This window comes from Stenotrophomonas sp. I18B00994 (assembly GCF_014145825.1).
GTDB lineage: Bacteria > Pseudomonadota > Gammaproteobacteria > Xanthomonadales > Xanthomonadaceae > Stenotrophomonas > Stenotrophomonas maltophilia.
In genome coordinates, this window is record NZ_JACIUW010000005.1 from 210135 (window position 1) to 236762 (window position 26628).

General features: G+C 66.5%; 22 protein-coding genes. 11 read left to right on the plus strand and 11 right to left on the minus strand.

Annotation, left to right across the window (positions count from 1 at the left end):
- The 3 genes from H4O10_RS07775 to H4O10_RS07785 are packed head-to-tail and all read left to right on the plus strand — an operon-like array spanning position 1 to position 4406.
- A complete protein-coding gene (locus tag H4O10_RS07775; RefSeq protein WP_182680998.1) occupies positions 1–3387 on the plus strand; it encodes a hypothetical protein in 3387 nt (1128 codons plus the stop codon).
- A gap of 51 nt (positions 3388–3438) precedes the next feature.
- Complete coding sequence (locus tag H4O10_RS07780) at positions 3439–3735, plus strand: hypothetical protein (RefSeq protein WP_149501203.1); 297 nt, start codon at positions 3439–3441, stop codon at positions 3733–3735.
- Positions 3735–4406, plus strand: coding sequence for a hypothetical protein (locus H4O10_RS07785; RefSeq protein ID WP_111118829.1), 672 nt, complete (start codon positions 3735–3737; stop codon positions 4404–4406). Before H4O10_RS07780 ends, H4O10_RS07785 begins: the two co-directional genes overlap by 1 nt.
- 48 nt (positions 4407–4454) lie before the next feature.
- Here the strand turns inward: H4O10_RS07785 and H4O10_RS07790 are convergent, their stop codons facing one another.
- A complete protein-coding gene (locus H4O10_RS07790) occupies positions 4455–5120 on the minus strand; it encodes an SOS response-associated peptidase (RefSeq protein WP_149501202.1) in 666 nt (221 codons plus the stop codon).
- Between the two features lie 444 nt (positions 5121–5564).
- On the opposite strand from H4O10_RS07790, the gene H4O10_RS07795 reads away from it, so the two are divergent.
- On the plus strand, positions 5565–6014 hold the full coding sequence (locus H4O10_RS07795) for a BLUF domain-containing protein (protein ID WP_182680999.1): 450 nt from the start codon (positions 5565–5567) through the stop codon (positions 6012–6014).
- Between the two features lie 82 nt (positions 6015–6096).
- Positions 6097–6441, plus strand: a complete 345-nt coding sequence (locus tag H4O10_RS07800) for a hypothetical protein (protein WP_182681000.1) — start codon at positions 6097–6099, stop codon at positions 6439–6441.
- A gap of 269 nt (positions 6442–6710) precedes the next feature.
- Here H4O10_RS07800 and H4O10_RS07805 read toward each other — a convergent pair whose 3' ends face one another.
- On the minus strand, positions 6711–7049 hold the full coding sequence (locus H4O10_RS07805) for a hypothetical protein (protein ID WP_005410743.1): 339 nt from the start codon (positions 7047–7049) through the stop codon (positions 6711–6713).
- 174 nt (positions 7050–7223) lie between these two features.
- On the opposite strand from H4O10_RS07805, the gene H4O10_RS07810 reads away from it, so the two are divergent.
- Positions 7224–8066 (plus strand): alpha/beta hydrolase-fold protein, encoded by an 843-nt coding sequence (locus H4O10_RS07810; RefSeq protein ID WP_033832976.1) that lies wholly within the window; start codon positions 7224–7226, stop codon positions 8064–8066.
- 82 nt (positions 8067–8148) lie between these two features.
- Positions 8149–9087, plus strand: coding sequence for an alpha/beta hydrolase-fold protein (locus H4O10_RS07815; RefSeq protein WP_049404673.1), 939 nt, complete (start codon positions 8149–8151; stop codon positions 9085–9087).
- A gap of 8 nt (positions 9088–9095) precedes the next feature.
- Here H4O10_RS07815 and H4O10_RS07820 read toward each other — a convergent pair whose 3' ends face one another.
- Positions 9096–9518, minus strand: coding sequence for a response regulator (locus H4O10_RS07820; RefSeq protein ID WP_005414268.1), 423 nt, complete (start codon positions 9516–9518; stop codon positions 9096–9098).
- A 92-nt stretch (positions 9519–9610) separates the two neighbouring features.
- Entirely contained in the window at positions 9611–10375 is a 765-nt protein-coding gene (locus H4O10_RS07825) for a CPBP family glutamic-type intramembrane protease (protein ID WP_180845697.1), read from the minus strand.
- Positions 10376–10524: 149 nt separating this feature from the next.
- Between H4O10_RS07825 and H4O10_RS07830 the strand changes: the two genes are divergently transcribed.
- Complete coding sequence (locus H4O10_RS07830) at positions 10525–10833, plus strand: zf-TFIIB domain-containing protein (protein ID WP_024958169.1); 309 nt, start codon at positions 10525–10527, stop codon at positions 10831–10833.
- 78 nt (positions 10834–10911) lie between these two features.
- Here H4O10_RS07830 and H4O10_RS07835 read toward each other — a convergent pair whose 3' ends face one another.
- The 6 genes from H4O10_RS07835 to H4O10_RS07860 all read right to left on the minus strand — a co-directional run bounded on the left by H4O10_RS07835 (position 10912) and on the right by H4O10_RS07860 (position 17927).
- Complete coding sequence (locus H4O10_RS07835) at positions 10912–11424, minus strand: GNAT family N-acetyltransferase (protein WP_049404676.1); 513 nt, start codon at positions 11422–11424, stop codon at positions 10912–10914.
- 81 nt (positions 11425–11505) lie between these two features.
- On the minus strand, positions 11506–12516 hold the full coding sequence (locus H4O10_RS07840) for a copper resistance protein B (RefSeq protein WP_088470262.1): 1011 nt from the start codon (positions 12514–12516) through the stop codon (positions 11506–11508).
- Positions 12513–14321 carry a copper resistance system multicopper oxidase gene (locus tag H4O10_RS07845; RefSeq protein ID WP_049454758.1) on the minus strand — a complete coding sequence of 603 codons (1809 nt, stop codon included), beginning with the start codon at positions 14319–14321 and terminating at the stop codon, positions 12513–12515. The genes H4O10_RS07840 and H4O10_RS07845 overlap by 4 nt, the downstream gene beginning before the upstream one ends.
- Before the next feature lie 75 nt (positions 14322–14396).
- Positions 14397–14777, minus strand: coding sequence for a CopL family metal-binding regulatory protein (locus H4O10_RS07850; RefSeq protein WP_049454760.1), 381 nt, complete (start codon positions 14775–14777; stop codon positions 14397–14399).
- Positions 14778–14931: 154 nt separating this feature from the next.
- Complete coding sequence (gene recQ, locus H4O10_RS07855) at positions 14932–16737, minus strand: DNA helicase RecQ (RefSeq protein ID WP_049454762.1); 1806 nt, start codon at positions 16735–16737, stop codon at positions 14932–14934.
- Positions 16738–17378: 641 nt separating this feature from the next.
- Positions 17379–17927, minus strand: a complete 549-nt coding sequence (locus H4O10_RS07860) for a Dps family protein (RefSeq protein WP_005410730.1) — start codon at positions 17925–17927, stop codon at positions 17379–17381.
- Between the two features lie 86 nt (positions 17928–18013).
- Between H4O10_RS07860 and hrpA the strand changes: the two genes are divergently transcribed.
- On the plus strand, positions 18014–22099 hold the full coding sequence (gene hrpA, locus H4O10_RS07865) for an ATP-dependent RNA helicase HrpA (RefSeq protein WP_088470543.1): 4086 nt from the start codon (positions 18014–18016) through the stop codon (positions 22097–22099).
- Positions 22100–22172: 73 nt separating this feature from the next.
- Here hrpA and H4O10_RS07870 read toward each other — a convergent pair whose 3' ends face one another.
- Positions 22173–22709, minus strand: coding sequence for a hypothetical protein (locus tag H4O10_RS07870; RefSeq protein WP_005410728.1), 537 nt, complete (start codon positions 22707–22709; stop codon positions 22173–22175).
- A gap of 130 nt (positions 22710–22839) precedes the next feature.
- Between H4O10_RS07870 and H4O10_RS07875 the strand changes: the two genes are divergently transcribed.
- Both H4O10_RS07875 and H4O10_RS07880 read left to right on the plus strand, forming a co-directional pair.
- A complete protein-coding gene (locus H4O10_RS07875) occupies positions 22840–24996 on the plus strand; it encodes a bifunctional (p)ppGpp synthetase/guanosine-3',5'-bis(diphosphate) 3'-pyrophosphohydrolase (protein WP_043035705.1) in 2157 nt (718 codons plus the stop codon).
- A 30-nt stretch (positions 24997–25026) separates the two neighbouring features.
- Positions 25027–26598, plus strand: a complete 1572-nt coding sequence (locus H4O10_RS07880) for a hypothetical protein (RefSeq protein WP_049453538.1) — start codon at positions 25027–25029, stop codon at positions 26596–26598.
- Positions 26599–26628: the final 30 nt, after the last annotated feature.

Consider the following 26628-nt stretch of genomic DNA (forward strand, 5'->3'; position numbering starts at 1 on the left):
ATGCAAGCAAGGAAACTCACGCTGGTAGAAATCGGCGTGGGCGGGCTGCCGTCTGCGTCTCCGGTGGCGCCGCGCTTTTCCACGTGGTTCCCGGTGCCCTTCAAGGCGTCGGACGTGCCGCCGGCGAATGGGGTCAATCCTACGCCGGTGGCCGACGGCGTCGTGCTCGAATGGGACGCCGTCGATCTGGAGGGCGTGATCTACGTCATATCGCGCAGCGAGAGCCAAGACGGCCCTTGGACGGAGATCCACCGCACCACCGAGACGCGCTACGTCTATAGCGACGGCAGCGGCAAGACGTGGTGGTTCCAGATCACCCCGACCGTTCGCGGCAAGACAGGCACTGGAACCGTGGTGGGCGCTGTTCCGCCCACAACTTCGAAGGACCTGGCCGAACAGCAGGCCAAGCTGGCGGCGGAGATCAGTGCCCGCATCCAAGCGATCGCAGACGAGGCGGCTGCTCGCGCCGCCGGCTTGGCGCAGGCGGCACAGGACTTGGTCGCCGAGGCCCTGCTTCGGCAGCAGGGCGTGACCGAAGCCATGCAGGCGATCAGCGCCGAGACCCAGGCCCGGATCGATGCACTGCTGAACGAGAAGATGGCGCGCGAGGCGGCGATCAGCCGCGAGGAGCAGCTGCGGCAAAGCGCCGATGAATCGTTGGCGCGCGCGGTGTCGGAGGTCGCGGCCGGCAGCGGGACGCAATTCGACAGCATCAAGCTCTGGCCGTTCAATCAGACCATTGAAGGGTGGACGGGCAACGGTGCGCCCACCCTCGTGGATGGCTGGCTGCGGCCCGCCAACCATGCCACCGCGCCATGGGTGCAGTCGCCGGTGGCGCTGGCCGTGGACGGCAGCGCCTATCGCTTTGTGAAGCTGCGTCTAAAGCGCGTGGGCTCGCCGACATGGAAAGGCCTCCTGCAATGGATCACCACCGTTGATCAGGATTGGAACGCGGCGAAGAGCGCCAGTGCTCGAGAGCCTGTATGGGACGGTGATGGCGTGGCCACGATCGACGTGCAGGACGTTGCCTGGTGGCCGGCAACCATCGACGCAATCCGCCTTCAAGTCGGGGATGCTCAGGCCGTCGCGGACTACTACCTTATCGACTACGTTGCGGTGGGGCGTCCGCAACCCGGCGCGTCGGTCGCCCTGGTGCAGGAGGAGACCCTAGCTCGAATCGCCGCGGACTCAGCCGAGGCGCTCCAGCGATCATCGCTTGCCGTGCAAATGCGAGGTGATTACGAAGGAAGCGACGTGACGGGCGTGCGCTCGGGCCTGGTGGCCAGTGAGCGTGATGCACGTATCAACGGCGACGGGGTCAATGCCCAGGCAATTCAGCTGATCAACGCTCGTATGCCGGATGGAAATGGCAAGACAGCAAGTGAGGCGAGCGTCCAGCAGCTGGCACAAGCGAATGCGGCCGAGCACGCCGCGATGGGACAACAGATCGATCAGATCGGTGTGAGCCTTGGTGAAAAGGCTGATAGTGCGGTTGTGGCTCTGCTTCGGTCAGAGGTGAATACGATCGACGGGCAGGTACGGGCAAATTCGCAGAGCCTCACCAGCCTTACCGATCGAGTAGCCCTCACGGAGGGCGGCGTCGCCGCCAATTCGTCGGCTATCAGCGGGCTTGCGTCTACGGTAAGCCAGCACGGCGATACGATCTCCGCCCACACACAGCAACTCACTCAGATAGGCGGGAAGGTCACGGATCTGGAAGGCAAGGAACTTGCCAATTCCTCGGCTATCCGTGGGCTCACCACCCAGGTGACACAGCAAGGTGGGCGACTTGACAGTCAGGCTGAGCAGCTCATGCAGTTGTCGTCGCGTGTTGGCGATGTGGATGGCAAGACCAACGCCAACGCATCGGCGATTGGCGGGTTGACCACGCGCGTCACACAGACTGAACAGGGCCTCGCCGCGCAGGCGACGCATACAGGCCGGCTTGAGGCAAGGTTGGACTCGTCCAGCCCGAACCTGCTCCAGAACCCGAAGTGGTCGGACGGTCTGACGAATTGGGCAGGTACTGATGGGATTATTGTTAGCTACACCGATTGGAGCGGTACATTTCTGCAACTCCTCGCTCGCCCTGGTGACTACCGCTACCTGTTCCAAGCAGTCCCCTTCGATGGAGCTTCCTACACTCCGTTCACCGGAAGCGTAGACATGTACCGCAACAACGTTCGCGGTGCAGTGTTTGCGCAGATGGAGTTCTTCGACTCTGCCAATAACCGCATCGGAACGACTCCCCGTGCAGACGCAACCCATACTCTGGGCACCTGGAAGCGCTACGAGTTCACTGGCGAAACTCCCCCGGGTTGCGCCAAGGTGCAGATCGCAGTCTATAGCTACGACACCGACTCCAACGCGTCATTCCGTCGTGCCAAGTTGGAGACGGGTCGATACGCTACTACCTTCGACGAAGGCCGTAACGTAGATGCACTTGCTAGCGGCTTTAGTACCCTAAACGCGACCGCTACGCGCCATGATGGTCAGATCACGGCCAACGCCATCGCGGTGCAGGGTGTGCAGGCACAGCTTGGTGGCAAAGCCGATTCGGCGGTTGTAGTGACGATGGACGCCACTATGAAATCGCTGGGTGCGTCTGGCAACCTACTGCCTAATTCCACCTTCCCAATGTGGAATCGCAACGGTTGGAGCTGGTGGGGCAACGCGGGTGACTGGTTCAACGAGCTTGGGAATCCGACCGGCGGCAACGCCTGGAACCAGCCGGGTGTCACTGGTTTGGGTTCGGTAGCCAAGGGCGGCACGGCAGTTGGTGAAATTCGAGTGTTCGGTATGGATACCGACGTTGCAATCGAGCCCGGCAGAACCTACACCGTTTCGGCATACATGCAGCTTCACCGCTGCGACTCGCAGCTGGCGTTGTTCTTCTATGATTCTGCGGGCAACCAGTTGGCATCGCCGTCCAGCACCTGGGTGCCGTCGAATTTGGGCAACTCCGCCACCAGTGGCCTTACTAGCCTCCCGCGCCCCTTCGTGATCTCCAAGGCTCCGCCGGGCGCCCGTCGTGCGCGCATGGCGGTCTACATCCGCGCAGCGGCAGGTGCAGATACGTCTGCTCCCTACTTCTGGATGTTCCGTCCGATGTTCAGTCAGGTCCTTGACGGAGCATCCACCGCGCCAGCGTGGACAGCAGGCGGCCAGGAGGCATCCGCACAGTGGGGAGTGAACGTGCGTGCTGACAAGAAGATCGGTGGCGTGCAGCTATCCGCTACGGGTGAGATATCTGCCTTCGACGTGCTGGCTGACATGTTCCGTGTGTCATCTCCAAGCGCCGGTATGCGCACTGAGTTCAGCGACGGAAACTGGCGTGTTTACGACCAGAACGGGCGTCTGCGTATGCGATGGGGGGTTGTGCCGTGATCAACCAAGAAGGGCTGGGAACCCGGCTCTCTGCAACCGACAGGAGGCGGCATGCAGATTGTGATGGAAGTGAACGATGAGAACGGCAATCGGCTATGGGACCTCGCCAGCCGGTTGGGCCTGCTGTGCGGTGTGGCGTGGTCGGATACAACGCCTGGCAATGGCTTTGCTGCCAATCTGCCGCCTGGGGAGTTCTTCTATATCCCCATCATTCCCTCCGACTCGCTTGGCTACGTTCCCGTGGTTGGTTACGCGAATGGCCGTGTGTACTGGGCACTGAACAAGAATGGCAGCGGTCAGTTCGTCGGGACAATCAAGCCGGTGAAGTTCTACTACGGGATACGATGATGGCAAAGGCAGCAGTAGAGATTCTGAGCGATGCCGGGACTACGCTGATCAGCGAGGACACCCCATCGCTGGTGCTGAAACAAAAAATACGCATCGATGTTTCGCCGGTGACCTACCCAGGAAACAACCCGGGGGGCAACTGGAAGTATGCGGAGATGATAATCAATGCCGAGGCCCCGATGGTGGCATTCATCGGTGACCCGTATCCGTTCTTCCCACAGCTTCAGGAGATCGGTCCGAATCAGTTCCGGCTGACGCTGTGGACGAATACGCCCGCGCGCCTGCAAGGTTGGGCGTACGTGTTCGATCGCCCCGCCAACGAAGATGCGCAGTACCTCGCGTTGTGGGATGCGAACGGGCGGCTGACGTACGCGCTGGGTGCAAAGCCCATGCGGATCATCGGTGTAGGCGGCGTCTTTCCCAATGGCGGTATGGAAGAGGACAGGTTCCCTGACTTCACCGGCAAGACGGTCGCCGGGGTGATCTGCGCCCCGGCCACCAGTACGTTCCAGAACAGCTTCACTGTGATGGGGATCGGCAACGGGCAGGGCGTTAGCGGGAAGCACGGCCTGTTCGGTAACGCCATCACCATTCCGAAGATCGGGACAGGTGGCTCGCCAAACCAGGCCGTGGTCGGGATCGTGATGGCGGTGGACGTGACGAACTACTGACCGGTTGCACCGGACCGAGATGCCGCGGGGGGGTCGGTTGAAGCGCGCCTATGCGACCTGCTGCAGCAGGTCTTCGACGTTGTTCCGCGGCGTGTTCACCGCGCGGCTGACGCGGTAGGCCTCCATCGCCGGCGGCTCGCTGGCCAGCAGCATGGCCATGGCGTCGTCGGTGCTGGCGGCCATCCACTCATCGATCTGTCCGGCCTGCAGCCACACCGGCATGCGGTCGTGAATGTCGGCCGAGACGCCGCTGCTATCACCGGTGATGATTGTGAAGGTGCCCAGGTTTCCGTCGGGCAGCAGCGGGCTGGTGTCCTCCCACAGGCCAGCGGCCAGCAGTGGCCCGGTGGCGTGGATGAACCATGGATCCTTCTTGCCGTCCTCGGGGTTCACCGACCACTCGTAGTAGCCGGCCATGGGGATCACGCAGCGGCGCTTTTTGAACGCTGACCGGAAGGCAGGTTTGGTGGCCACGGTCTCGATGCGCGCATTGATGGTCGAGCCCTGCAGGCCCTTGGCCTTGGCCCAGAAGGGCAGCAGGCCCCACGCCAGCCGGGTCACCTGCCGGCCTTCGCCGCGGTCCAGGATCACCGATGCACGCTGCGTCGGTGCCAGGTTGTAGCTGGGCTGGATCTCGGCCAGGCCGGGGGCAAGGTCAGCCAGCCCCGGCTGGCCGAAGTCGATCACGGGGAGCTGGACGAATCGGCCGCACATGGCCGGGTCAGGCCGGCATTGCTCGGGGTAGCGTGTGCCCCAGCACGTGGTCACATTCGACCAGCCGGGCGTTGCTGACGGCCTGGCGCTCGCCGCATCCCGCGCATGCGAGTAGGGCGCCGCCTGGCATGGTCTCCAGTTCAGGCGCCTTGGCATGGGTGATGTGCTTGCAGTGGTTGCAGCGGACGCTGATCGCGGTCACGCGTTCGAGGTTGCCAGCGCGGTCACGTACTGCATCAAGATCTAGAACGTAGAAAAGGCCTGTATCGGGCATTGCGGAGTACCGAGAATTTTCGGGCATGCTGCCTTGGTCGCTGCCTCCATCTTGTGACGATCGTCCGCATTCAGCATCACGGTTTCCTGAATCGTTGTGCAAGCTGCCGCTACCTCACGTAAACGTTCTCATACCTCTGCTAGGGTCGTGCCTCATCAAGGAGGTGCGCCATGCCCATCAGGGCGGTTGTATACGTGAGCAGCGCCGGCGAGGAAATTGCTGGCGACAAGCTGGGCCTGTCCAACGGAAAGCTGGATCAGATTGTGGACGACGCGGCCCGGTTCAACCGTAATGCTGGAGTTACGGGGGTGCTCCTCTTCGATGGCGAACGCTTCCTCCAATACCTGGAGGGGCCGGAAGACGGATTGTCGGTGGCGTACTCCCGCGTGCTGGGCGCGAGCAGCCACAACGGAATCGTGGAACTGCAGCGGGGCCGGGTGGGGCAACGCCGCCTCCCGTTCTGGCCGATGAAATGGCTTCCGGTAGAACCGGTAGAGCTGAAGCGGTTGGCACATGCCGACTGGACCCGGTTCAATCAGCGTGGCGACGCAGACGATGCCAACGCAACGGCCATGGACCTACTGACTTCGCTGGTCGAACCATACGCCATCGCCGCATAGCGAACGGCGGTAGACCGAACTATTCAGGCGGTGGGCCGGCGTGTTCGCAGGATCTGCGACCGCCGGTCGTATCCTCCCGGCCATGCCGCTCCCCGCCGACTTCAACTGGACGACTAGGTCCGCCAGCCGCCCGGATGAACCCCTGACCGTGATCGCCTGCCACGGGGTGTGGGTGGTGGCTATGGCCCAACGGGTGAACGACGGCATCTGGATTGCCTCGCTTGATCGGCACCGGCATGGCCCTGGCGGCCCGTTCCGCTGGTGCAGCAGCTACGAGCAGGGCCAGGCGGGAGCCGAGCTGTGGGTGGCCAGGCACGAGGTCCGGCTGCGCGAGGACGTGGCCAAGATCCGGGAGTACCGGGAGGCGATCGCGGGGAACCGCCTGCTGAAGGACAGCCTGAAGCCGCCTTTCGACTGGATGGGCTAGGACTCGCCGAAGCCTGCTGGAGGGTTGGAAATCCGTTCCGCAAAATTCCCGCGCCCTTTGTGGCCCAAGGCTTTCAAGTGGCAGCCTCGAAGATTGAAGCGGAACGGATAGAGACGCAACACATTGAAAATAATGAAGTTGCCCAGTGACTTTTAATCTTTTGGTCGAAGGTTCGAATCCTTCACGGCCCACCATTGCATCCAATGACCCAGGTCATTCAGAAAGGCACCGCAATGCGGTGCCTTTTTTGTTGCCCTGGTCCGTGGCCTCTACTTCGCCCGCATTCCCTTGGCTTTTGCGGCCGCCGCGTCGGCAGCTTGCTGTGCGGCCGTCGCTGCCGCATTCGCGGAACGCACGGCTTCCGCTTGAGCCGCGTCAAAGTCAGCCCGGCGCTGCGCGCTGATCCGGCGTTCCAGTTCTGAATATGCGACGTAGCTCTCCGGATACTTCGCGACGCAGGCCTGCTGCAGCAGCGGGATCGCGTGGTCGGACAATCCCGGTTGGAGGTGGGCGAGCAGGCAGTCCGCATACGCTGCGGATGCTGGCGGAGTGCTGCTGGACTGCGGTGAGGCGGCGGCAAGGGTGGTGGCGATCAATACACTCAACATGGGAACCTCCTTGTGGATATGAGCGTGGCGGCGACCAGTCCTTGAGCCAAGGTGCCCGTTGCATGACCATCACCGGCTCCATGGTGCTCCAGTTCCGGCAGATCGGCAAAGTGCCGCGAACGACAGTGCCTCCGGCGGTCTATGCTCGGCATCTTTCCCAGGATGGGCCGTCCCATGCGTCTGATCGTGCTGTCGCTGTTGTTGTCCGTCGTCTCCGCCGCGCCGCTGATGGCCGCCGAATCCGCGTCGCCCGCCGCCGCCACGCCGCTGGTCATCGGCGAGACCTTCACCGTCGAGTCGAAGGCGCTGGGCGAGACCCGTCGTATCAACGTCTACCGCCCGCAGCCGTGGGGGCTGGACCCGAAGGCACCGCTACCGGTGCTCTACATGCCCGACGGCGGCATCGGCGAGGACTTCCTGCATGTGGCCGGGCTGGTGCAGGTGCTCAGCGGCAACGGCAGCATGCGTCCGTTCCTGCTGATTGGCATCGAGAACACCGAGCGCCGCCGCGACATGACCGGCCCCAGCAAGGACCCGCAGGACCAGAAGATCGCGCCGCGCATCGGTGGCTCGGCGGCCTACCGCGCGTTCCTGCGCGATGAACTGATGCCGCAGGTACGCAAGCGCTACCCGATCACCGACGAGCGGGCGCTGATCGGCGAGTCGCTGGCCGGCCTGTTCGTGGTCGAGACGCTGCTGCAGGAGCCGACGCTGTTCAACAGCTATATCGCGCTGGACCCCAGCCTGTGGTGGAACCGTGGTGCAATGCTGGCCGGGGCGGCCAGACAGCTGCCGGCGGTGACGCGCACACGGCCGCGCGTGTTCCTGGCCAGCAGTGGGCAGCCGGAGCTGGCAGCCTCTGCCGCACAGCTGGCAACGCTGCTGGAGCAATCATCGCCATCTGCGCTGGTGAAGTACCTGCCGCTGCCGGAGGAAACCCACGCCACGATCTATCACCCGGCCGCATTGCAGGCGCTGCGCACGCTGTTCCCGGCGCCGCCGCCGGCCTCGCCCTGACCGCACTGGTACCCGGCTGCACACCATGCAACGATGCGGCAGCGGCGCCATCGGGTGCGCCGCCCGCAACGGGAGCGTGTGGATGCAGCGTGTGCGTGGATGGAGTATGGCGGCCTGCCTGGCCGTGAGTGGCTGTGCGATGTCGGTCGCGCCGCCCGCAGTGCAGAGTGAAGCGAAGGACAGTGCGCCGACTGCCACGCCGGGTGTGGTGCTGCCGGACACCGAAGTGCTGCGCGTGCACGACCCTGTCGGCCGCGACTATCCGGTCTGGGTGGCGCTGCCGGCCGACTATGCGGCGCGTCCGGAAAAGCACTACCCGGTGCTGTACGTGACCGATGCGCTGTACAGCTTCCCGCTGGTGCGCAGCGTGCGCAACATGGTCGGGCAGAAGGGCGTCAACATCGAGGATTTCATCCTGGTCGGGCTGCCGCCGCAGGAAGGCCTGACCTCCAAGCAGAGCCGCTCGCGCGATTACACACCCAGCGACCCAGCGCGTACCGATCCGCGTGATTACAGCGATGATGTCAGCTACGGCGGCGCGGCGCACTACCGCGATTTCCTCGCTGGGCAGGTACTGCCGATGATCGATGCGCGCTACCGCACCGATCCGGCGCGGCGTGCCTATGCGGGGCATTCCTATGGTGGCCTGTTCGGCGCCTATGTGCTGACCACGCGCCCGGACATGTTCCGCACCTACATCCTGTCCAGCCCATCGCTGTGGTTCGACGACCATCGGGTGCCGCGCATGCAGGCCGAAGCCAAGGCGCCGGCGCAGCCGACCACGGTGGTGCTGTCGGTGGGCAGCTTTGAAACGGTCAAGCCCGAACCGCGCTACTTCACCCGCAACGACATGCTGCGCCACAACGCCGAGTTCGCCGAGCAGCTGCGCAGCAGCGGGCGATCGTTGAAGGTGGAGAACATGGTGATCGATGACGAGGATCACTTCACCGTCTACCCGGACATGATCACCCGCGCACTGCTGAAGGTGTTCCCGGGTACCGGACCGTACAGCAGCGGTTGATGAATGCCTCAGGCCGCCTGTGCATCCGGCCCGGTCAACACGCCCACATCGGCGTGCCGGAAGCACAGCCGGATGGCGTCGAGCAGCTCGCTCATGTTGTACGGCTTGGGCAGGAAATGGATGCCGTCGCGCAGCTGCGGCAGCACCTGGTGCTGGTCCATGCCCGACGTCACCAGGATCGGCAGCTGGGGATAGAGGCCGCGGACCCGGTTGGCGGCTTCAATGCCACTGATCGCTCCCAGATTCACGTCGGTGAACAGCAGGTCGAAACGCTCACCGGCGGCCAGCAGGCCCAGCGCCGCTTCGGCAGAGCTCACGCCCACTACGTGGCAGGCCTGGCTTTCCAGCGCCAGCCGGCTCAGTTCGCGGGTTTCCTCGGCGTCCTCGATGAGCAGGACGCGGGGTTCAACGTGGCGCTTGGACAGCAACATGACGCGACAACTCCGGACAGCAACGGTGAAAAGGCGCGCAAGTATGCGCAAGCCGGTAGTGATCCCGACGTGCACGGCAAGCTAAGCGGGCGTTACAGGCTTCTCTGGCGCCGGAGCCGCACGTGCCAGGCCAGCACCGCGACCGCGAGCAGGGCGGTGCCGATGCGCAGGCTGGTGGCCTGCCAGCCCAATGCGAGGGCGTCATCGAGGCTGAACACATTCCAGGCCAGGTTCATCGAAACATGCAGGACCAGGCCGCACCAGAGCGTGTTGCCGTCAAGGTGGTCGAGCCAGGCGAAGATGAAGCCGCCCAGGCCGATCACCGCGCCGACGAACAGCGCGATGCCGCCACCGTCGAACCCGCCGAAGCCGAACCAGTGCACCATGCCGAACAACAGCGCCTGCGGCAGTGCAAGCCATGGCCAGGGGCCGCGCACGATCTTCACCAGCAGCACGAAGCCCAGGCCGCGGAAGAGCACTTCCTCGGCCAGCGGGAACAGCACCGCCAGCATCGTGGCATCCAAGACGGTCAGCGCGGTGTTCGGCGTGCCGAGCAGCGCCAGGCCGAGCCAGCAGGGCAGGCTGGCCAGCAACACCCACATTGGACCGCTCCAGCCGTTTGTGCGCAGCCCGAGGCTGGCCAGCAGGCTCATGCCACGGGGCCGCAGCAACGCGGCCAGCAGCAGTGCCACCAGTACCGCCAGCGCGTTGTCCAACAGGCTGCCGCCATAGGGGATGGGCAGTGCGGGAATTGTGCCGATGGCCGTGGCGATATCGCGCAGGTTCAGGCCAAGGCCGACACCCAGCAGCACCAGCAACAGGCGTGCGGTGGTGGGCAGGCGGGACAACACGGTCATGTACGCATTCCCTGCGGAACAAGGACGCAGCGTGCCACGCGGTATGCATGTGGACACGCGCCGGAAGTCCCTGTGCCATCGGTCACGCGTTGCCGCACAGTCATCGCGGTGCAGGTACAGTCGAAACCAGACCGACAGGAGCAATGCCGATGCTGTGCCCCGTGTGCAAGACCCAGACGCTGCAGATGGCCGAACGCCATGGCATCGAGATTGATTACTGCCCGAGTTGCCGCGGTGTGTGGCTGGATCGTGGCGAGCTGGACAAGATCATCGAGCGCGCGGGTTCCGGTGCGGCCGTGTCGCCGCCTGCGCCCGTGCAGGCTCAGCCGGCGCCCGCGCCGCCGCCGGTGATGCATCGTGACACCCGCCACCTCGGCCAGCGCTACGAGGACAACCGCGGACACGGCTACAGGAAAAAGAAGAAGGACAGCTTCCTGTCGGAGTTGTTCGATTTCTAACGTGTAGAGTCGAGCCATGCCCGACTGGCTGTTGCTGCCAATAGTCGAGCATGGCTCGACTCTACAGGGCGCGCATGGTCACGGCCGCCGCAGGATGAACTCGCGGTCGCGCGTGTCACCGACGATGAAGTCGTACTCGCCAACCTTGCTGCAGCCATAGCGCGCGTAGAAGCGCTGCGCGCCGAAATTCTCTTCCCACACGCCCACCCACAGGGTGCGGCGCTGCGGCTGGTCCAGCCACGCCATGAACGCGTCCATCATGCGTGCACCATGTCCGCCGTTCTGGTGTCCGGCCAGGATGTAGAACCGCTTCAGTTCGATGTCACCCTCGCATGCATCCGTGTGCGGCAAGGTGTTGGCACCGGCGGCCAGGTAGCCGACCACGGCGTCACCGTCCAGCAACAGCCAGATGGCACTGCGTGGGTCGGACAGTTCGATGCGCTGCGGTTCGCTGCTGTAGTGCGCCTGCAGGAAATCGTGCAGCTCCTGCGGCGGATAGGAATCGCCCCAGGTTTCGTTGTAGGTGGCAATCGCGATGGCCGACAGGGCGTCGACATCGGCCAGGGTGGCGCGGCGGATCTGCAACGACATGGCGGTGCCTGCATTGGAACGTGGCGCAGTGTAGCCGGCCCCGGCGGCTGCCGGAGCTGGCCATTGCTCACGATCCGCTGCTCAGAACCAAATGCGCACGCCGGCCACCCAGCGCGTGTCGCGCGCGTGGTCACCGGCATAGTCGGCGGTGTCGCCAAAACTGCGTTCGTGACTGATGCCGATGTAAGGCGCGAAGCGACGGCTGAACTCGTAGCGCAGGCGCAGGCCGGCCTCTATCTTGTTCAGGCCACGGCCGATGCCGTGCTCCTGCTCGTCCTTGGCCGCAACGGTAGCTTCCAGCAGCGGCTGCAGGATCAATCGGTTGGTCAACAGCACGTCGTACTCGACCTCGGCCTTGGCCAGCACCTGGCCGCCGGAGCCCATGTACAGCGTGGCCGAGCTTTCGAACTTGTACGGCGCCAGACCCTGGATGCCGATGGCCGCCCATGTGCGCGAGTCGGACGGGCGGAAGTCCTGGCGCACGCCCACCAGCACATCCCACCACGGCGACACGCTGCGGCCATACAGTGCTTCCAGTGACGACGATTCGGTGCGGCCGCGGCTGCGTTCGCCATCGGTGCGCAGCCACAGGCGGTTGATGTTGCCGCCGACCCAGCCGGTGGCTTCCCATGCCTGGCCGTTGCTGCTCTTGCCATCCCAATGCTCAAGCCGGTCGATCAGCAGCAGGCTGTTGATCTCCGGCGCGTGTTCCATCGCGCCATGCGCGATCGGCGGGAAGGCGGCGGCGCGGTCGGCATCGGTCGGGACCGGGATCGGTTCGCGCGGTTCGGTGGGTGCAGGCGTGCCGTGGCCCATCGCCCCGTGGTCCATCTGCGAATGGTCCATCGCCGCTGGCTGCATCGTGCCATGGTCCATCGTGGAGTGGTCCATGCCGGCCTGATCCGCCGCACCCATGTCCATCTCCGAATGATCCATCTTTGAATGATCGACCGGTTCGGCCGGGGTCTTCGCGCTCTTCGCAGGCGCGTTCATCGCGCCCATGTCATGGCCGGCGTGCGACTGCGCGAACACCGGCAACGCGGCGGCGAGGCCCAGGGCCAGCAGGGTGGGGGAAAGCAGTGAGCGGCTCATTCTTCGATCCTCACTTCGCGCATCATGCCCGCTTCCATGTGGTACAGCAGATGGCAGTGGTAGGCCCAGCGGCCGAGTGCATCGGCGCGCACGCGATAGCTGCGGCGGGTGCCCGGCGGCATGTCGATGGTGTGCTTGCGGACCTGGAACTCACCTTGCGCGTTTTCCAGATCGCTCCACACGCCGTGCAGGTGGATCGGGTGCTGCATCATGGTGTCGTTGACCAGCACGATGCGCATGCGCTCGCCGTAGTTCAGCCGCAGCGGCTCGGCGCTGGCGAACGGGACGCCATCGAACGACCAGGAGAACTTCTCCATGTGGCCGGTCAGGTGCAGCTCGATCTCGCGGCTCGGCTCGCGGCCATCCGGGTCTTCGAACAGGCTGCGCATCGCGCCGTAGGTCAGCACCTGGCGGCCGTTGCCGCGCAGGCCGATGCCAGGGTCGTCCAGCTTCGGCTCGGTGGCCGAACTCTGCATGTCCACCAGCGGGTTGTTGCGCTCGCTGGCCGGATGCTTCGGTACCTTGCTGGCGGCACCGCCGCCGTGCGCACCGTGGCCCATGCTGGCGCCGCAGCTACCTTCCGTGCCCTTCATCGCGGCCATGTCGTGGCCACCATGGCCACCACTGCTCATGTCGTGCCCCATGTCGCTCATCGTCAGCAACGGGCGTGGGTCGCGCGCGGGAATCGGTGCCTGCAGCCCGTGGCGTACCGCCAGCGTGCCGGCGGCGTAGCCGGTGCGACCCATGTCCTGGCAGAAAATGGTGAACGCATCCTGGCCGGTGGGTTCGACCAGCACGTCGTAGGTTTCGGCGGGAGCGATGCGGAATTCGTCGATGCTGACCGGGTGGATGTACTGGCCGTCAGCGGCCACCACGGTCATCTTCAAACCGGGGATGCGCACGTCGAAGTAGGTCATCGACCCGCCGTTGATGAAGCGCAGCAGCACCTTTTCGCCACTGCGGAACAGGCCGGTCCAGTTGCCGGCCGGGGCGGTGCCGTTCATCAGGTAGGTGTAGGTATGCGCGTTGATATCGGAGATATCGGTGGGCGTCATCCGCATCCGGCCCCACATGCCACGGTCGGACAGCGCCGTGGACCAACCGTCGCGTTTCGCGTCGCGCAGGAAGTCGGGCAGGGTGCGCTTGTAGTAGTTGTCGTGCTCGGCCAGCTTCTTCATGCGCCGGAACAGCGCGCCCGGATCCATGTCGGTCCAGTCCGACAGCATGATCACGTGCTCGCGGTCGTGGTGGTACGGCGCCGGTTCGGCCGGGTCGATGATCAGCGCGCCGTACAGGCCGGCCTGTTCCTGGAACATCGAGTGGCTGTGGTACCAGTAGGTGCCCGACTGCTTCAGCTGGAAGTGGTAGTGGTAGGTTTCGCCGGGGCCGATGCCGTTGAAGCTCAGGCCCGGCACGCCGTCCATGTTGGCCGGCAGCAGGATGCCGTGCCAGTGGATGGAGGTCGGGTGGCGTTCCAGCGTGTTGCGCACGAACAGGTCCACGGTCTGGCCTTCGCGCCAGCGCAGGATCGGGGCCGGCAACGAGCCGTTGACGGTGATCGCCGGGCGGGTGCGGCCGGTGAAATTGGCCAGCGATTCGCCGATGGCCAGTTCGATGCGGGTGTCGTTGAGCACGGCGGGGGCACCGGCAAGCCGTGGGGCGGCAGTGGCGGCGGCGAGCGCGCGCTGCGGCACGCCGACAGCGGCGATGCCGGCGACCACGCCACCGGCGGCCAGGCCCTGCACGAACAGGCGGCGCGACGGCATGGGCACAACGCCCGGACCGGGGGGATTGCGGGTATTCATGGTGGAGACTCCAGACACGGAAAGACGCCGGCAGGCCGCCGGCTCCGGTGCGCAGGGCGCACAGTGCGTGTGGAATCAGCCGATGGGAGGGCGTGAGATCGGCGGCAGCGGCGGCGACGGGCGGCCGGTGGCCGGCATCGGCTGCGGTGCCAGCGACAACGCCGGGCCGGCCATGAACGGCAACGCCTGCACCACCAGCAGCGGGTGCTGGGCGCAGCTGCGCACGCAGTCCTTGATCTGGCAGTGGGCGTCGTGGGCGGGGGCCTTGGCCTGCGGGGCCTGATCGGCGTGCATGGCGGCGTGGTGGTGGCAGTCGGCATTGCCGCCTTCAAGGTCGGCTGCCGCGTGGGCCATCCGGCCCATTTCCTCGTGACCGCTGGCCATGGCCGCGTTCAGCCCGTTGAGCAGCAGGCTGAGCATGAGCACGACACGGAGCAGGGTCGAGGCGAGGGACATGGCGCTAATCTAGCCGCAAGCGGCCGTGGATGCACTTCCGGCTGAATGGCCGGTTCAAGGTTGGACCTGCACCAATGTAGAGCCGAACCCGCGCTCGGCTGCTTCTGCGGCCACGGCAGCCGAGCGTGGGCTCGGCGCTACAGGGAGCCCGGCGTTACCCTTCTTCGCGCACGATCTCGACCAGGCGCGGGCCGTAGCGGCTCAGCTTGGTGCCGCCGATGCCGCCGACCCGGGCCAGTTCATCCAGGCTGGTCGGGCGCTGCTCGGCGATGTTGCGCAGGGTGCTGTCGTGGAAGATCACGAAGGCAGGCACGTTCTGTTCGCGCGCCAGTTCGGCACGCAGGCCGCGCAGGGCGTTGAACAGTGCCAGGTCCTGCGGCAGTACCGACAAGCCGGTGCGCTGCGCACTGCGCTCGCGTCCGCTGGTGCTGCTGGCCGGGTCGCGGCGCATGCTGATCTGGCGGCGGCCGGTCAGCACGTCACGGCTGGCATCGGTCAGGCGCAGGCCACCGTGGCCCTCGCTGTCCACTTCCAGCAGGCTGGCGGCGACCAGCTGGCGGAACACACTGCGCCAGGTGCGCGCATCCAGATCGCGGCCGATGGCGTAGGTGCTGAGCTTGTCGTGGCCCTGCTGCTTCACTTTCTCGTTCTCGCTGCCACGCAGGACGTCGATCAGGTGGCCGACGCCGAAGCGCTGGCCGGTGCGGTAGACACAGCTCAGTGCCTTCTGCGCCGGAATGGTCGCGTCCCACGAGGCCGGCGGCGTCAGGCAGTTGTCGCAGTTGCCGCACGGCTGGGGATAGGTCTCGCCGAAACCGGCCAGCAGCACCTGGCGGCGGCACTGCATGGATTCGCAGTAGCCCAGCAGGTGATCGAGCTTGCCCCGCTCCAGCTGCTTGCGTTCTTCGCCGGCCTCGGATTGTTCGATCATCTGCTTGAGCAGTACCACGTCGCCCAGGCCGTAGCACAGCCAGGCCTCGGCAGCTTCGCCATCACGACCAGCGCGGCCGGTTTCCTGGTAGTAGCCTTCCATCGACTTGGGCAGGTCGGTATGCGCCACGAAGCGCACGTCCGGCTTGTCGATGCCCATGCCGAAGGCAATGGTGGCGCACATGACGATGCCGTCCTCGCGCAGGAAGCGGCGCTGGTTGTTCGCGCGCACTTCCGGCGGCAGGCCGGCGTGGTAGGCCAGGGCGTTGAAGCCCTGGCCGCAGAGGAATTCAGCGGTCTCCTCGACCTTGCGCCGCGACATGCAGTAGACGATGCCGGCCTCGCCACGGTGGCCGCGCAGGAAATCGGTCAGCTGCTTGCGCGCGTTGTCCTTCTGCACCACGGTGTAGCGGATGTTGGGGCGGTCGAAGGAGCTGACGAAGTGGCGTGCTTCCTGCAGGTCGAGGCGCTCGGCGATCTCGCGCTGGGTCGGCGGGTCGGCGGTGGCGGTGAGCGCGATCCGCGGAATCTGCGGCCAGCGCTCGTGCAGTACGGTCAGCTGGCGGTATTCCGGGCGGAAGTCGTGGCCCCACTGCGACACGCAGTGGGCTTCGTCGATGGCGAACAGGGCGATCTGGCTGCGCGACAACAGCGACAGGAAGCGGCCGGTCAGCAGCCGCTCGGGAGCGACATAGAGCATGTCCAGCTCACCCGCGAGCAGTTCGCGCTCGACGCGGCCGGCGGTCTCGGCATCCAGGGTTGAATTCAGGTACTCGGCACGCACGCCGAGCTGGCGCAGGGCTTCGACCTGGTCCTGCATCAGCGCGATCAGCGGCGAGATGACGATGCCACATCCGTCACGCAGCAGGGCCGGGACCTGGTAGCACAGCGACTTGCCACCGCCGGTGGGCATCAGCACCAGGGCATCATGACCGGCAGCCACATGCTCCACGATGTCCTGCTGCGGACCACGGAAATCGTCGTAACCAAAGACGCGTTGGAGCAGGTCGTGCGCGGGACGGGAAGCCATCCGGCTAGTTTACCCCGGCGGGGGAGTCGGCAGGGCTGCGCCCTGCACCTGCTACAAGCCAGAGCAACGTCAAAGGCAACAGCCGGCTCTGGCGTGTCTGCTGGTTGGGCGGGGCGGTGTGGGCTTGCAGGACACGCCGTAAACCCCGCTCCGCGGTCCGGCCCAGCCGCTGGCGGCTGTGCGTTCGGGCGCTTGCGAAGCAGTGCTTCGCAAGCAAAGCGCCCTCACCCCTGGGGGCTCGATGGCGCCATCCATGGCGCCAACGGTCCTGCAAGCCCACACCGATCCGCCCCCGACAGCTTCCGGTTGACGGTGGGGCCATCCACGCCATGCGTGGATGAAATCTGTCAGATATCGACAATCAAAATGGGGTCAGATCCGTTTTCCTGCGGAAAAACGGATCTGGCCCCAGGCAATGCCCTGGCAGATCGCGGAAATCTGTCGAAGGCGGGGTGGGGCCGGTGGCAGGGGTGTCCGCGGCATGGATGCCGCGGCCAAGCCCCCAAGGACGGGTTTACGGCGTCCCCTGCCACCGGATCCACCCCGCCAACCCTCAGGAAACCAGCTTCTGCTCTGGCTCTGGCCGTTGATTTAAGGCCTCTGCGGGTGCAGGGCGCAGCCCTGCCGAATACCCCCAACCCTTACTGGAGCAGGGAACGCAGCATCCAGGCGTACTTCTCGTGTGTCTGCAGCCGCTGGGTCATCAGATCCTCGGTCGGGGCGTCGTCCCCCTTGGCCGCCACCTCCAGCACTTCACGTGCCGTACGGCAGACTGCTTCGTTGGCGACCACCAACTGGCGTACCATTTCACGCCAGTCCGCACTGTCGGTCAGGCCCGGTTCCTCGGCGATCGAGGTCAGCGCAGCGAATTCCCGGTAGGAGCCCGGGGCATTGAAGCCCAGCGCGCGGATGCGCTCGGCCACGTCGTCCAGTGCCGCCCACTGCTCGGTGTACTGCGTCTCGAACATGGTGTGCAGCGAGTTGAACATCGACCCGGTCACGTTCCAGTGGAAGTTGTGCGTCTTCAGGTAGAGCGTGAACGCATCGGCCTGGAAGCGCGACAGACCGTCGGCGATCTTCTTGCGGTCGCCCTGGGTGATCCCGATATCGATGTTCGGTGCCGACGGTGCCGCCGCAGCAAGCTTCTGCTTGCCGGTTTTGGCCTTGGTCGTGCTCTTGGTCTTCGCCATGGGGTTCCTCCTTGTGGAATCGTTGGCCTTCACAATAAACCGGTCGTGATGACTGGTCGCTTTCAAAGTTTTGAACGGACCGATTGATGAACTCTATCGATAAAAATCCATCGCCCCGCCTGCGCCAACAGCGTGCCGCCATCGACGGCGCCATGAGCCGCGACCGGGGCCGTTTGCTGGGGATGCTCTCGCGTTGCCAGGCCAAGCCACAGGATGCGGCACTGGCCGCCACCTTCGAGCAGGCCTTGCAGGCGTCGGTGCAGCGCCGGCAGGTGCGGGCGCAACAGCAGCCGTCCATTACTCTGGACCCGCAGCTGCCGATTGCGCGTGAAGCCGACGCCATCATCGGGCTGATCCGCGAACACCAGGTGGTGGTGATCGCCGGTGAAACCGGCTCGGGCAAGACCACCCAACTGCCGAAACTGTGCCTGGCCGCCGGCCGTGGCCAGGCCGGCATGATCGGCTGCACCCAGCCGCGACGGATTGCCGCACGTGCGGTGGCCAGCCGTGTCGCACAGGAACTGCAGAGTGAACTGGGCCAGCTGGTCGGCTACCAGGTGCGCTTCAATGACAAGGTCAGCGAAGACAGCCGCATCAAGTTCATGACCGACGGCATCCTGCTGGCGGAGATCGCCAGTGACCGCTGGCTGTCGAACTACGACACGATCATCGTCGACGAGGCGCACGAACGCAGCCTCAACATCGATTTCCTGCTGGGCTACCTGAAGCAGCTGCTGCGCAAGCGCCCGGACCTGAAGCTGATCGTCACCTCGGCCACCATCGACACCGAACGCTTCGCCCAGCATTTCGACAATGCGCCGGTGATCAGCGTCGAAGGCCGTACCTATCCGGTGGAAGTGCGCTACCGCGCGCTGGAAGGCGAGGGCGAAGACCAGGGCGAACGCACCGTCAACGACGCCATCGTGTCGGCCATCGACGAGATCACCCGCCTGGATGCGCGCGGCGACGTGCTGATCTTCCTGCCGGGCGAGCGCGAGATCCGCGATGCGCACCAGTCGCTGGAACGGCGCAAGTACCGCAATACCGAGGTGCTGCCGTTGTACGCGCGGCTGTCCAACCAAGACCAGGACCGCGTGTTCAACCCCGGGCCGAACCGGCGTATCGTGCTGGCCACCAACGTGGCCGAAACCTCGCTGACGGTGCCGCGCATCCGTTACGTGGTCGATCCGGGTTTCGCCCGCGTCAAGCGCTACAGCCCGCGCAACAAGCTGGACCGCCTGCACATCGAGCCGATCTCGCAGGCCAGCGCCAACCAGCGCAAAGGTCGCTGCGGACGTATCGCCGAAGGTATCTGTTACCGCCTGTACGCCGAAGCCGATTTCCAGGCGCGGCCCGAATTCACCGATCCAGAGATCCGCCGCTCCAGCCTGGCCGGGGTGATCCTGCGCATGCTGCAGCTGGGCCTGGGCCGCATCGAGGATTTCCCGTTCCTGGAAGCGCCGGACGAGCGTGCGGTGGCCGATGGCTGGCAGCAACTGACCGAACTGGGCGCGATCGATGCCGAGCGGCGCATGACCACCATCGGCAAGCAGATGGCACGCCTGCCGGTGGACGTGAAGCTTGCGCGCATGCTGGTGGCCGCGCAGGCTGCAGGCTGCCTGCGGCCGATGCTGGTGATCGCCTCGTTCCTGGGCATCCAGGACCCGCGCGAACGCCCACCCGAAGCGCGTGGTGCGGCCGACAGCGCGCACGCGCAGTTCGCCGATGACCGCTCCGAGTTCGTCGGCGTGCTGCGCCTGTGGGATGCCTACCGGCAGGCCCATGAAGACCTGACCCAGTCCAAGCTGCGCGACTGGTGCGGACGTCATTTCCTCGGCTTCCTGCGCATGCGCGAGTGGCGCGAGCTGCATCGCCAGCTGCGGCTGCTGTGCGAGGAACTGGGCTGGAAGGAGGAGGCCAGCGAGGCGTCGATGGCGCCGTTGCTGGCCGGCAGCAGTGCGCCGGCACCGGCGCGTGACGACGCGGCGGCGGTGAAAGCCACCCGGGGCCAGCTGCACCGCGCCGCGCGCCTGGCCCGCGAAGGCAAGGCGGAGGCCGCACCGGCGCCGGTGGCCGTGCGCGCGCAGAAGGAACAGGCGCCGGTTGGCGGCGGTTTCAGCGAACGCGTGCGCGCCGCCGCCTACCAGACCCTGCACCGGGCGCTGGTGGCGGGCCTGCCGACGCAGATCGGCCACCGCACCGAGAAGGGCGATTTCCAGGCACCACGCCAGCGCCGGTTCCTGCCGTTCCCGGGGTCGGCGCTGTCCAAGCGGCCGCCGCCGTGGCTGCTGGTGGCCAACCTGCTGGATACGCAGAAGGTGTGGGGCATGACCCTGGCCGCGATCGAACCGGACTGGGTGATTGCCGAGCTGCCGCACCTGCTGCTGCGCAAGCACTTCGATCCGCACTGGTCGCGCGCGCAGGGACAGGTGCTGGCCTCCGAGCAGATCAGCCTGTTCGGCCTGGTGCTGGCGCCGAAGAAGCCGGTGCATTACGGCCGCATCGAGCCGGGCGAGGCACATGACATCTTCGTGCGCCAGGCACTGGTGACCGGCGAGATCAACACCCGCGCCAGTTTCGTGGCCGACAACCAGAAAGTGCTGGAGGTCGCCCGCGAGGAGGAAGCCAAGCTGCGCCGTGCCGGCATCGTCGCCGACGAGGACTGGCAGGCGCGCTGGTACCTGGACCGGGTGCCGCCGCAGATCCATTCGGCGGCGGGCCTGGATGCCTGGTGGAAGGGGCTGGTGCCGGAACAGCGCAAGACCCTGCACTGGTCGCTCGCAGACTTGCTGCCCGGAGAGGGCAGTGAGCAGGAGCGCTACCCGAAATACCTGGCGCTGGGCCAGGCGCGGTTGCCGCTGCACTACCGCTTCGAGCCGGGTGCCGACGATGACGGCGTGACCCTGGACGTGCCGCTGCACCTGCTCAATGCACTGGACCCGGTGCAGCTGGGCTGGCTGGCGCCGGGCTTCGTCGCCGACAAGGCCTCGGCACTGATCCGCAGCCTGCCCAAGGCAACGCGCCGCAACTACGTGCCGGCGCCGGACTTCGGCCGCGCGTTCTACGAGGCGTTCCCGCAGCCCAGCGCCGATGCCATCACCGGCGAACTGGCACGTTTCCTGTCACGTGCAACCGGTGCCACCGTGACCGCGCTCGATTTCGAGCCCGGTTCGATCGAGCCGCACCTGCACATGAACCTGCGGCTGCGCGACGAGCAGGGCAAGGTGCTGGCCACTTCGCGTGATCTGGACGCACTGCGCGCGAAATTCGGCGGTCGTGCCGGCGATGCGTTCGCTGCACGCGCTGGCCGCGAGATGGCGGCCGATGGCCTGCGCACGTTCCCGGCCACGCCGATGCCGCTGCAGGTGCCCGGTGAAGCCGGCGTTCCGGCCTATCCGGCATTGCTGGACGAGGGTGACAGCGTGGCGCTGCGCATCTTCGCCGATCGGCAGCAGGCACAGGAGGCTCACCCGCTGGGCGTGCGCCGGCTGCTGGAGTTCGCCCTGGCCGAGAAGGTCAAGCAGGCGCGCAAGCAGCTGCCGGTGGGCGCCAAGACCGGCCTGTTGTATGCGGCGATCGAGTCGCAGGAGCGCCTGCGCGGAGACCTGGTGGATGCGGCGATGAACGCGGTGTTGGCGGAGGGCCTGGAAGACATCCGCGATGCGGCGGCCTTCGAACAGCGCCGTGAGCATGCGGCCAAGGCCCTGTTCGGCGAGGCCATGTCGCGGCTGAAACTGGCCGAAACCATCCTGGCGCTGGTGGCGGAACTGAAGCCGATGCTGGAAGCACCGTTGATGGGTTGGGCGCGCGGCAACCTGGACGACATGGAAGCGCAGCTGTCCGGGCTGATCCACCCCGGCTTCCTGCGCGACACGCCGGCCGACGCGCTGGCGCAGTATCCGCGCTACCTGAAGGCGATGATCCTGCGCAGCGAACGCGCCAAGCGTGATCCGCCACGTGACCAGGCACGCATGCTGGAACTGCATCCGTTCCTGGAAGCGCTGGAAACGGCAGAGCAGCAGGGCCTGCGCGATCGCCCGCAATGGCAGGCGCTGCGCTGGGACCTGGAAGAGCTGCGGGTGTCACTGTTCGCGCAGGAGCTGGGGGCACGTACCGGCATTTCGGCGAAGAAGCTGGCGCAGCGGGTGACGGCACTGCGCCAGGCCTCGTAACCCCCGACCCGACCCCGCCGGACGATGACCGGCGGGGTACGGTGGAATGTCATCCACGCGTGGCGTGGATCCACTACTTGGAGCGGCGCACCTTGGGCTGGCTGTTCACGCCTTCCACCTTCATGTACCACACGCCCATCACGCCGGGCTTGATGCTGACCTTGGGCGATTGCTTGCGCACGCCGACCACGCTGGTGCTGTCGGTCTGCTCCCATTCCTGGCCGTTGTCCAGCACGTAGACGCGGCCCTTGCCGAAGCCACGGAACTCGCCCTGCAGCACGCCGGTGATCGGCTCGCTGCTGCCGAAATCGAAGAACCCGCGGTTCTTCACGATCACTTCCTGGCGGCCCTGTTCGCGGGCTTCTTCGCGTACCGCTGCCACAGCCTGGGTCGTCGCCGCTTCAACCTTGCCCTGCAGCCAGCGGTTGAGCGTGGCCAGTTCCTGCGCGCTCAGCTTGTCCAGGCCGGCCGCCTTGAATTCGGTCGGCGACATCTGCTGCTGCAGGTCACCGTCCACCACGCGCTGGGCCAGCGCAGGCGCCGACAGGGACAGCAGCAGTGCGGCGCAGGCCAGCAGCCGTGGACGGAAACGTGGGGCGATCGAGGGCATGGCGGAACTCTCCTGGGTTTGCCGGCGAGTGTAGCGGCATGTCTTCATGCCGGGTGATGGTGGCTGCGGTGATTGTCCCTGAACGGCGCCGGCGCTAGTGTAGGAACCTCTGTCTTGCCTGCTCGATGCTGTGAACCGCGCTTCTGTCCCCGGCCTGGATGCCTTGTTGAACCGTCCCTCCGCCGCGGTGCTGCCCGCTCCGCTGCGCCAGGCCCTGCGCGAACACTGGGAAGCACCGGAGTGCGACCACCAGATGCGCGCCAGCTGGTCGGTGCTGGGCGATACCCTCGATGCACTGTCGATGCTCTCGGCCGACGAAGGCGCGGTGGTTGCCGCGCTGTTGTTCGACCTGCCCGGCCTGCGCGCCAGCCTGGACCAGCTGCCGCTGGGCAACCACAAGGCGGCGGTGATCGGCCTGCTCGACGGCCAGGACGCCGCCGATCCGGTCTGGGCGCTGCATGCTGGCCGCGAGGCCGGGCGCAACAGCGAGGGCCTGCGCCGCCTGCTGCTGGCGATCATCCGCGACCTGCGCGTGGTGCCGATCCTGCTGGCCCGGCAGCTGGCGAGAATGCGCGCTGCCGACAAGCTGGACGACGAGCAGCGCCGGGCGCTGGCGCAGCTGACCCGTGACATCCATGCGCCGCTGGCCAACCGGTTGGGCATCTGGCAGCTGAAGTGGGAGCTGGAGGACCTGGCGTTCCGCCACCTGGAGCCGGAAACCTACCGCCGCATCGCGCGCGAGGTGGACGAAACCCGCGTGGCGCGCGAGCGCTACGTGCAGAACGTGAAGAAGCAGCTGTCGCGCGAGCTGGCCGCACAGGGCATCCATGCCGAAGTGAGTGGCCGCCCCAAGCACATCTACAGCATCTGGCGGAAGATGCAGAAGAAGCGGCTGGCGTTCGACCAGCTGTACGACATCCGCGCGGTGCGGGTGATGGTCGACGACGTCGCCGCCTGCTACGCCGCGCTGGGTGTGGTGCATGCGCTGTGGGCCCCGGTGCCGAGCGAGTTCGACGATTACATCGCACGCCCGAAGGCCAACGACTACCGTTCGCTGCACACCGCCGTGGTCGGCCCGGAAGGGCGCACGATCGAAGTGCAGATCCGCACCCACGAGATGCATTCCCAGGCCGAGCTGGGCGTGGCCGCGCACTGGAAGTACAAGGAAGGCGGCAAGGGCGCGGAAAAGTCGTTCGATCGCAAGATCACCTGGATGCGCCAGCTGCTGGAGCAGGCGCAGGACGGGCAGGGCAATGAACTGGCCGGGGCACTCGACGCCGAGCTGACCGAGGACCGGGTCTATGCGCTCAGCCCGAAGGACGAGGTGCTGGACCTGCCCCAGGGGGCCACGCCGCTCGATTTCGCCTACCAGGTACATACGATGGTGGGCCACCGCTGCCGTGGCGCCAAGGTCAATGGCCGCATCGTGCCGCTGACCTATCGCCTGCGCAGCGGCGACCGTGTCGAGATCCTCACCGGCAAGGAGGCCGACCCCCGCCGCGACTGGCTGATGCCCGCGCTGGGCTTCCTGGCCAGCAACCGCTCGCGCGAAAAGGTGCGCAGCTGGTTCCACAAGCTGGACCGCGCGCGCAACGTGCAGGCCGGGCGCGAACTGCTCGAGCGCGAGCTGAAGCGTCTGGGGCTGCAGCATTCGGATCTGGCGGTGGCGGCGAAGAAGTTCCATGCCGACAGCGTTGACGACCTCTACATCCAGGTGGCGCTGGGCGACACCGGCCCGAACCAGGTCAGCCGTACGCTGCTGGAGGCAGAGCGCGCGGCCAGCCAGCCGGCCCCTGCGCCGGCGCTTCCGCGCCCGACCGCCCGCCGCGAGAACCTGGGCAAGTCCAAGTTCACGGTGCAGGGCGTGGGCAATCTGCTGGTGCAGCTGGCGCGCTGCTGCCAGCCGGTGGCCGGCGAACCGATCGTCGGCTACCTCACCCGTAGCCGTGGTGTCACCGTGCACCGGGCAGACTGTGCCGCGCTGGCCCGGCTGGCGGCCACCAGCCCGCAGCGCATCCTGCCGGTGGAATGGGGCCAGGCCGGGGGCGGCTACGAGGTGGACGTGGTGGTCAATGCGGTCGACCGCCGCTGGCTGCTGAAGGACATCACCAACCTGATCGCCCAGGAAGACGCCTACGTGCTCGACATCCACAGTGACAACGTGCGCAACAGTGGCCGTGCCCATCTGCGCCTGAGGCTGAAGGTCAGCGACTACGACCAGTTGTCGAACCTGCTGGGCAAGCTGGACGCGCTGCCGGGCGTGAGCGAGGCGCGTCGCCTCGGCTGAGCTTCACGCCGCCCCGGCTACCCTGCACGCATGGAACGCGAGCCCCCGCATCGCCCGCATGGCGCTGAACACCCTGCGCTGGATCGCGTCCGCCGCGAAGGCCGCTGGTGGTGGCTGCAGGCACGTCATGCGCGGCGGGTCTGGCGATGGGCGCTGGTCGCGGCGCTGGCGGTGTTCGTGCTGCTGGTGCTGCTGCGCAAGCCGCTGGCCGACTGGTTCTGGGACGAGCCGCAGATCGATCAGCTGCTGGTCGAAGGCGATCGCGCGCTCGCCGCCGGCCGGCTGAGTGCGGCCGACGGCAGTGGTGCGCGGGAGCGCTACCAGGCGGTGCTGGCACTGGATGGCGATCGGCCGCAGGCGCGGCAGGGCCTTGCACGAACCGCCGCGGCAGCATTGCAGCAGGCCCGCGACAAGCTGCAGGGCGACGATCTGGAGGGCAGCGCGCAGTCACTGGCGCTGGCCCGCGAGCTGCAGGTGCCGCAGGGCGACGCCGACGCCGTGGCCCGCCAACTGCAGGCGCGGCGTAGCGCCGGCGCCGGTATCGGCGCGTTGCTGGCCCAGGCCCGCAATGCGTTCGCGGCCGGCCGGCTGGACGATGGCGACAGCAGTGCGTTGCCGCTGTTCCAGCGCATCCTGGCACTGCAGCCGGACAACCTGCCCGCTCTGGAGGGGCGCGAGGATGCACTGAGCGATCTGCTGCAGCATGCGCGCGCGCTGGCCGGACGCGGGGAACTGGCTGAAGCCGCTGCGACGTTGCAGCGCGCGCGCCTGTTCGATGCAGGCCACGCCGATCTTCCCGCCAGCCAGGAGGCCCTGGCACGGGCGGTCGACGAGCGCTTGCGGCAGGCACAGCGCGCACTTCAGCGACAGCAGCTGGAACGTGCCGCAAAGGGGTTCCTGGCCGTGCTGGCGGTGGCGCCGGACGATCCCACTGCCCAGCGGGGCCGCGAGCAGGTGCTGCAGGCGGTGCTGGCGCGAAGCCAGATCCAGGCCGACGATTTCCAGTTCGAGGCGGCGCAGCGTGATGCCGTGCTGGCCGAAGCACTGGGCGCTTCGCAGGCGGCACGACAGCAACTGGTGCAGCGCCTGCAGCGTGCACGGCAGGCCCGGGAGGCACTGCAGCAGCCCGCAGTGAGCAACGCGCAGCGTGAACGCGAGCTGCGCGATCACCTGCGCCGGATCGAACGCGCCGAGCGCGCAGGCCAATGGATCAGCCCGCCGGGGCACAGCGCATTCGATGCCCTTCGCGAAGCACAGGCGCTGGCACCGCGCGATTCACGGGTGAAGGCCGCGGCCGCGCGCCTGCTGCCTGCCAGTCGCCGTTGTTTCGACGACAACCTCCGGCAGAACCGGGTGCAGGCTGCAGGTGCCTGCCTGCAGGCCTGGCAGACGTTGTCTCCCACCGCTGGCGGCCTGCCTGCGGCCCGCCAGCGCCTCGCGCAGCGTTGGATTGCGATTGGCAGCGAACGATTGGGCAACGGAGATGTCGCCTTTGCCGAACGTGCGCTCCAGCAGGCGGGCGAGCTTGGCGTCGGCACTTCCAGCAGCGAGTACCAGCAGTTGCGGCAGCGCCTGCGCGACATCGGGGTGTCGTCGCCCTGAGCCCGCCGCTGCCGGAGGGACCGCTATAGT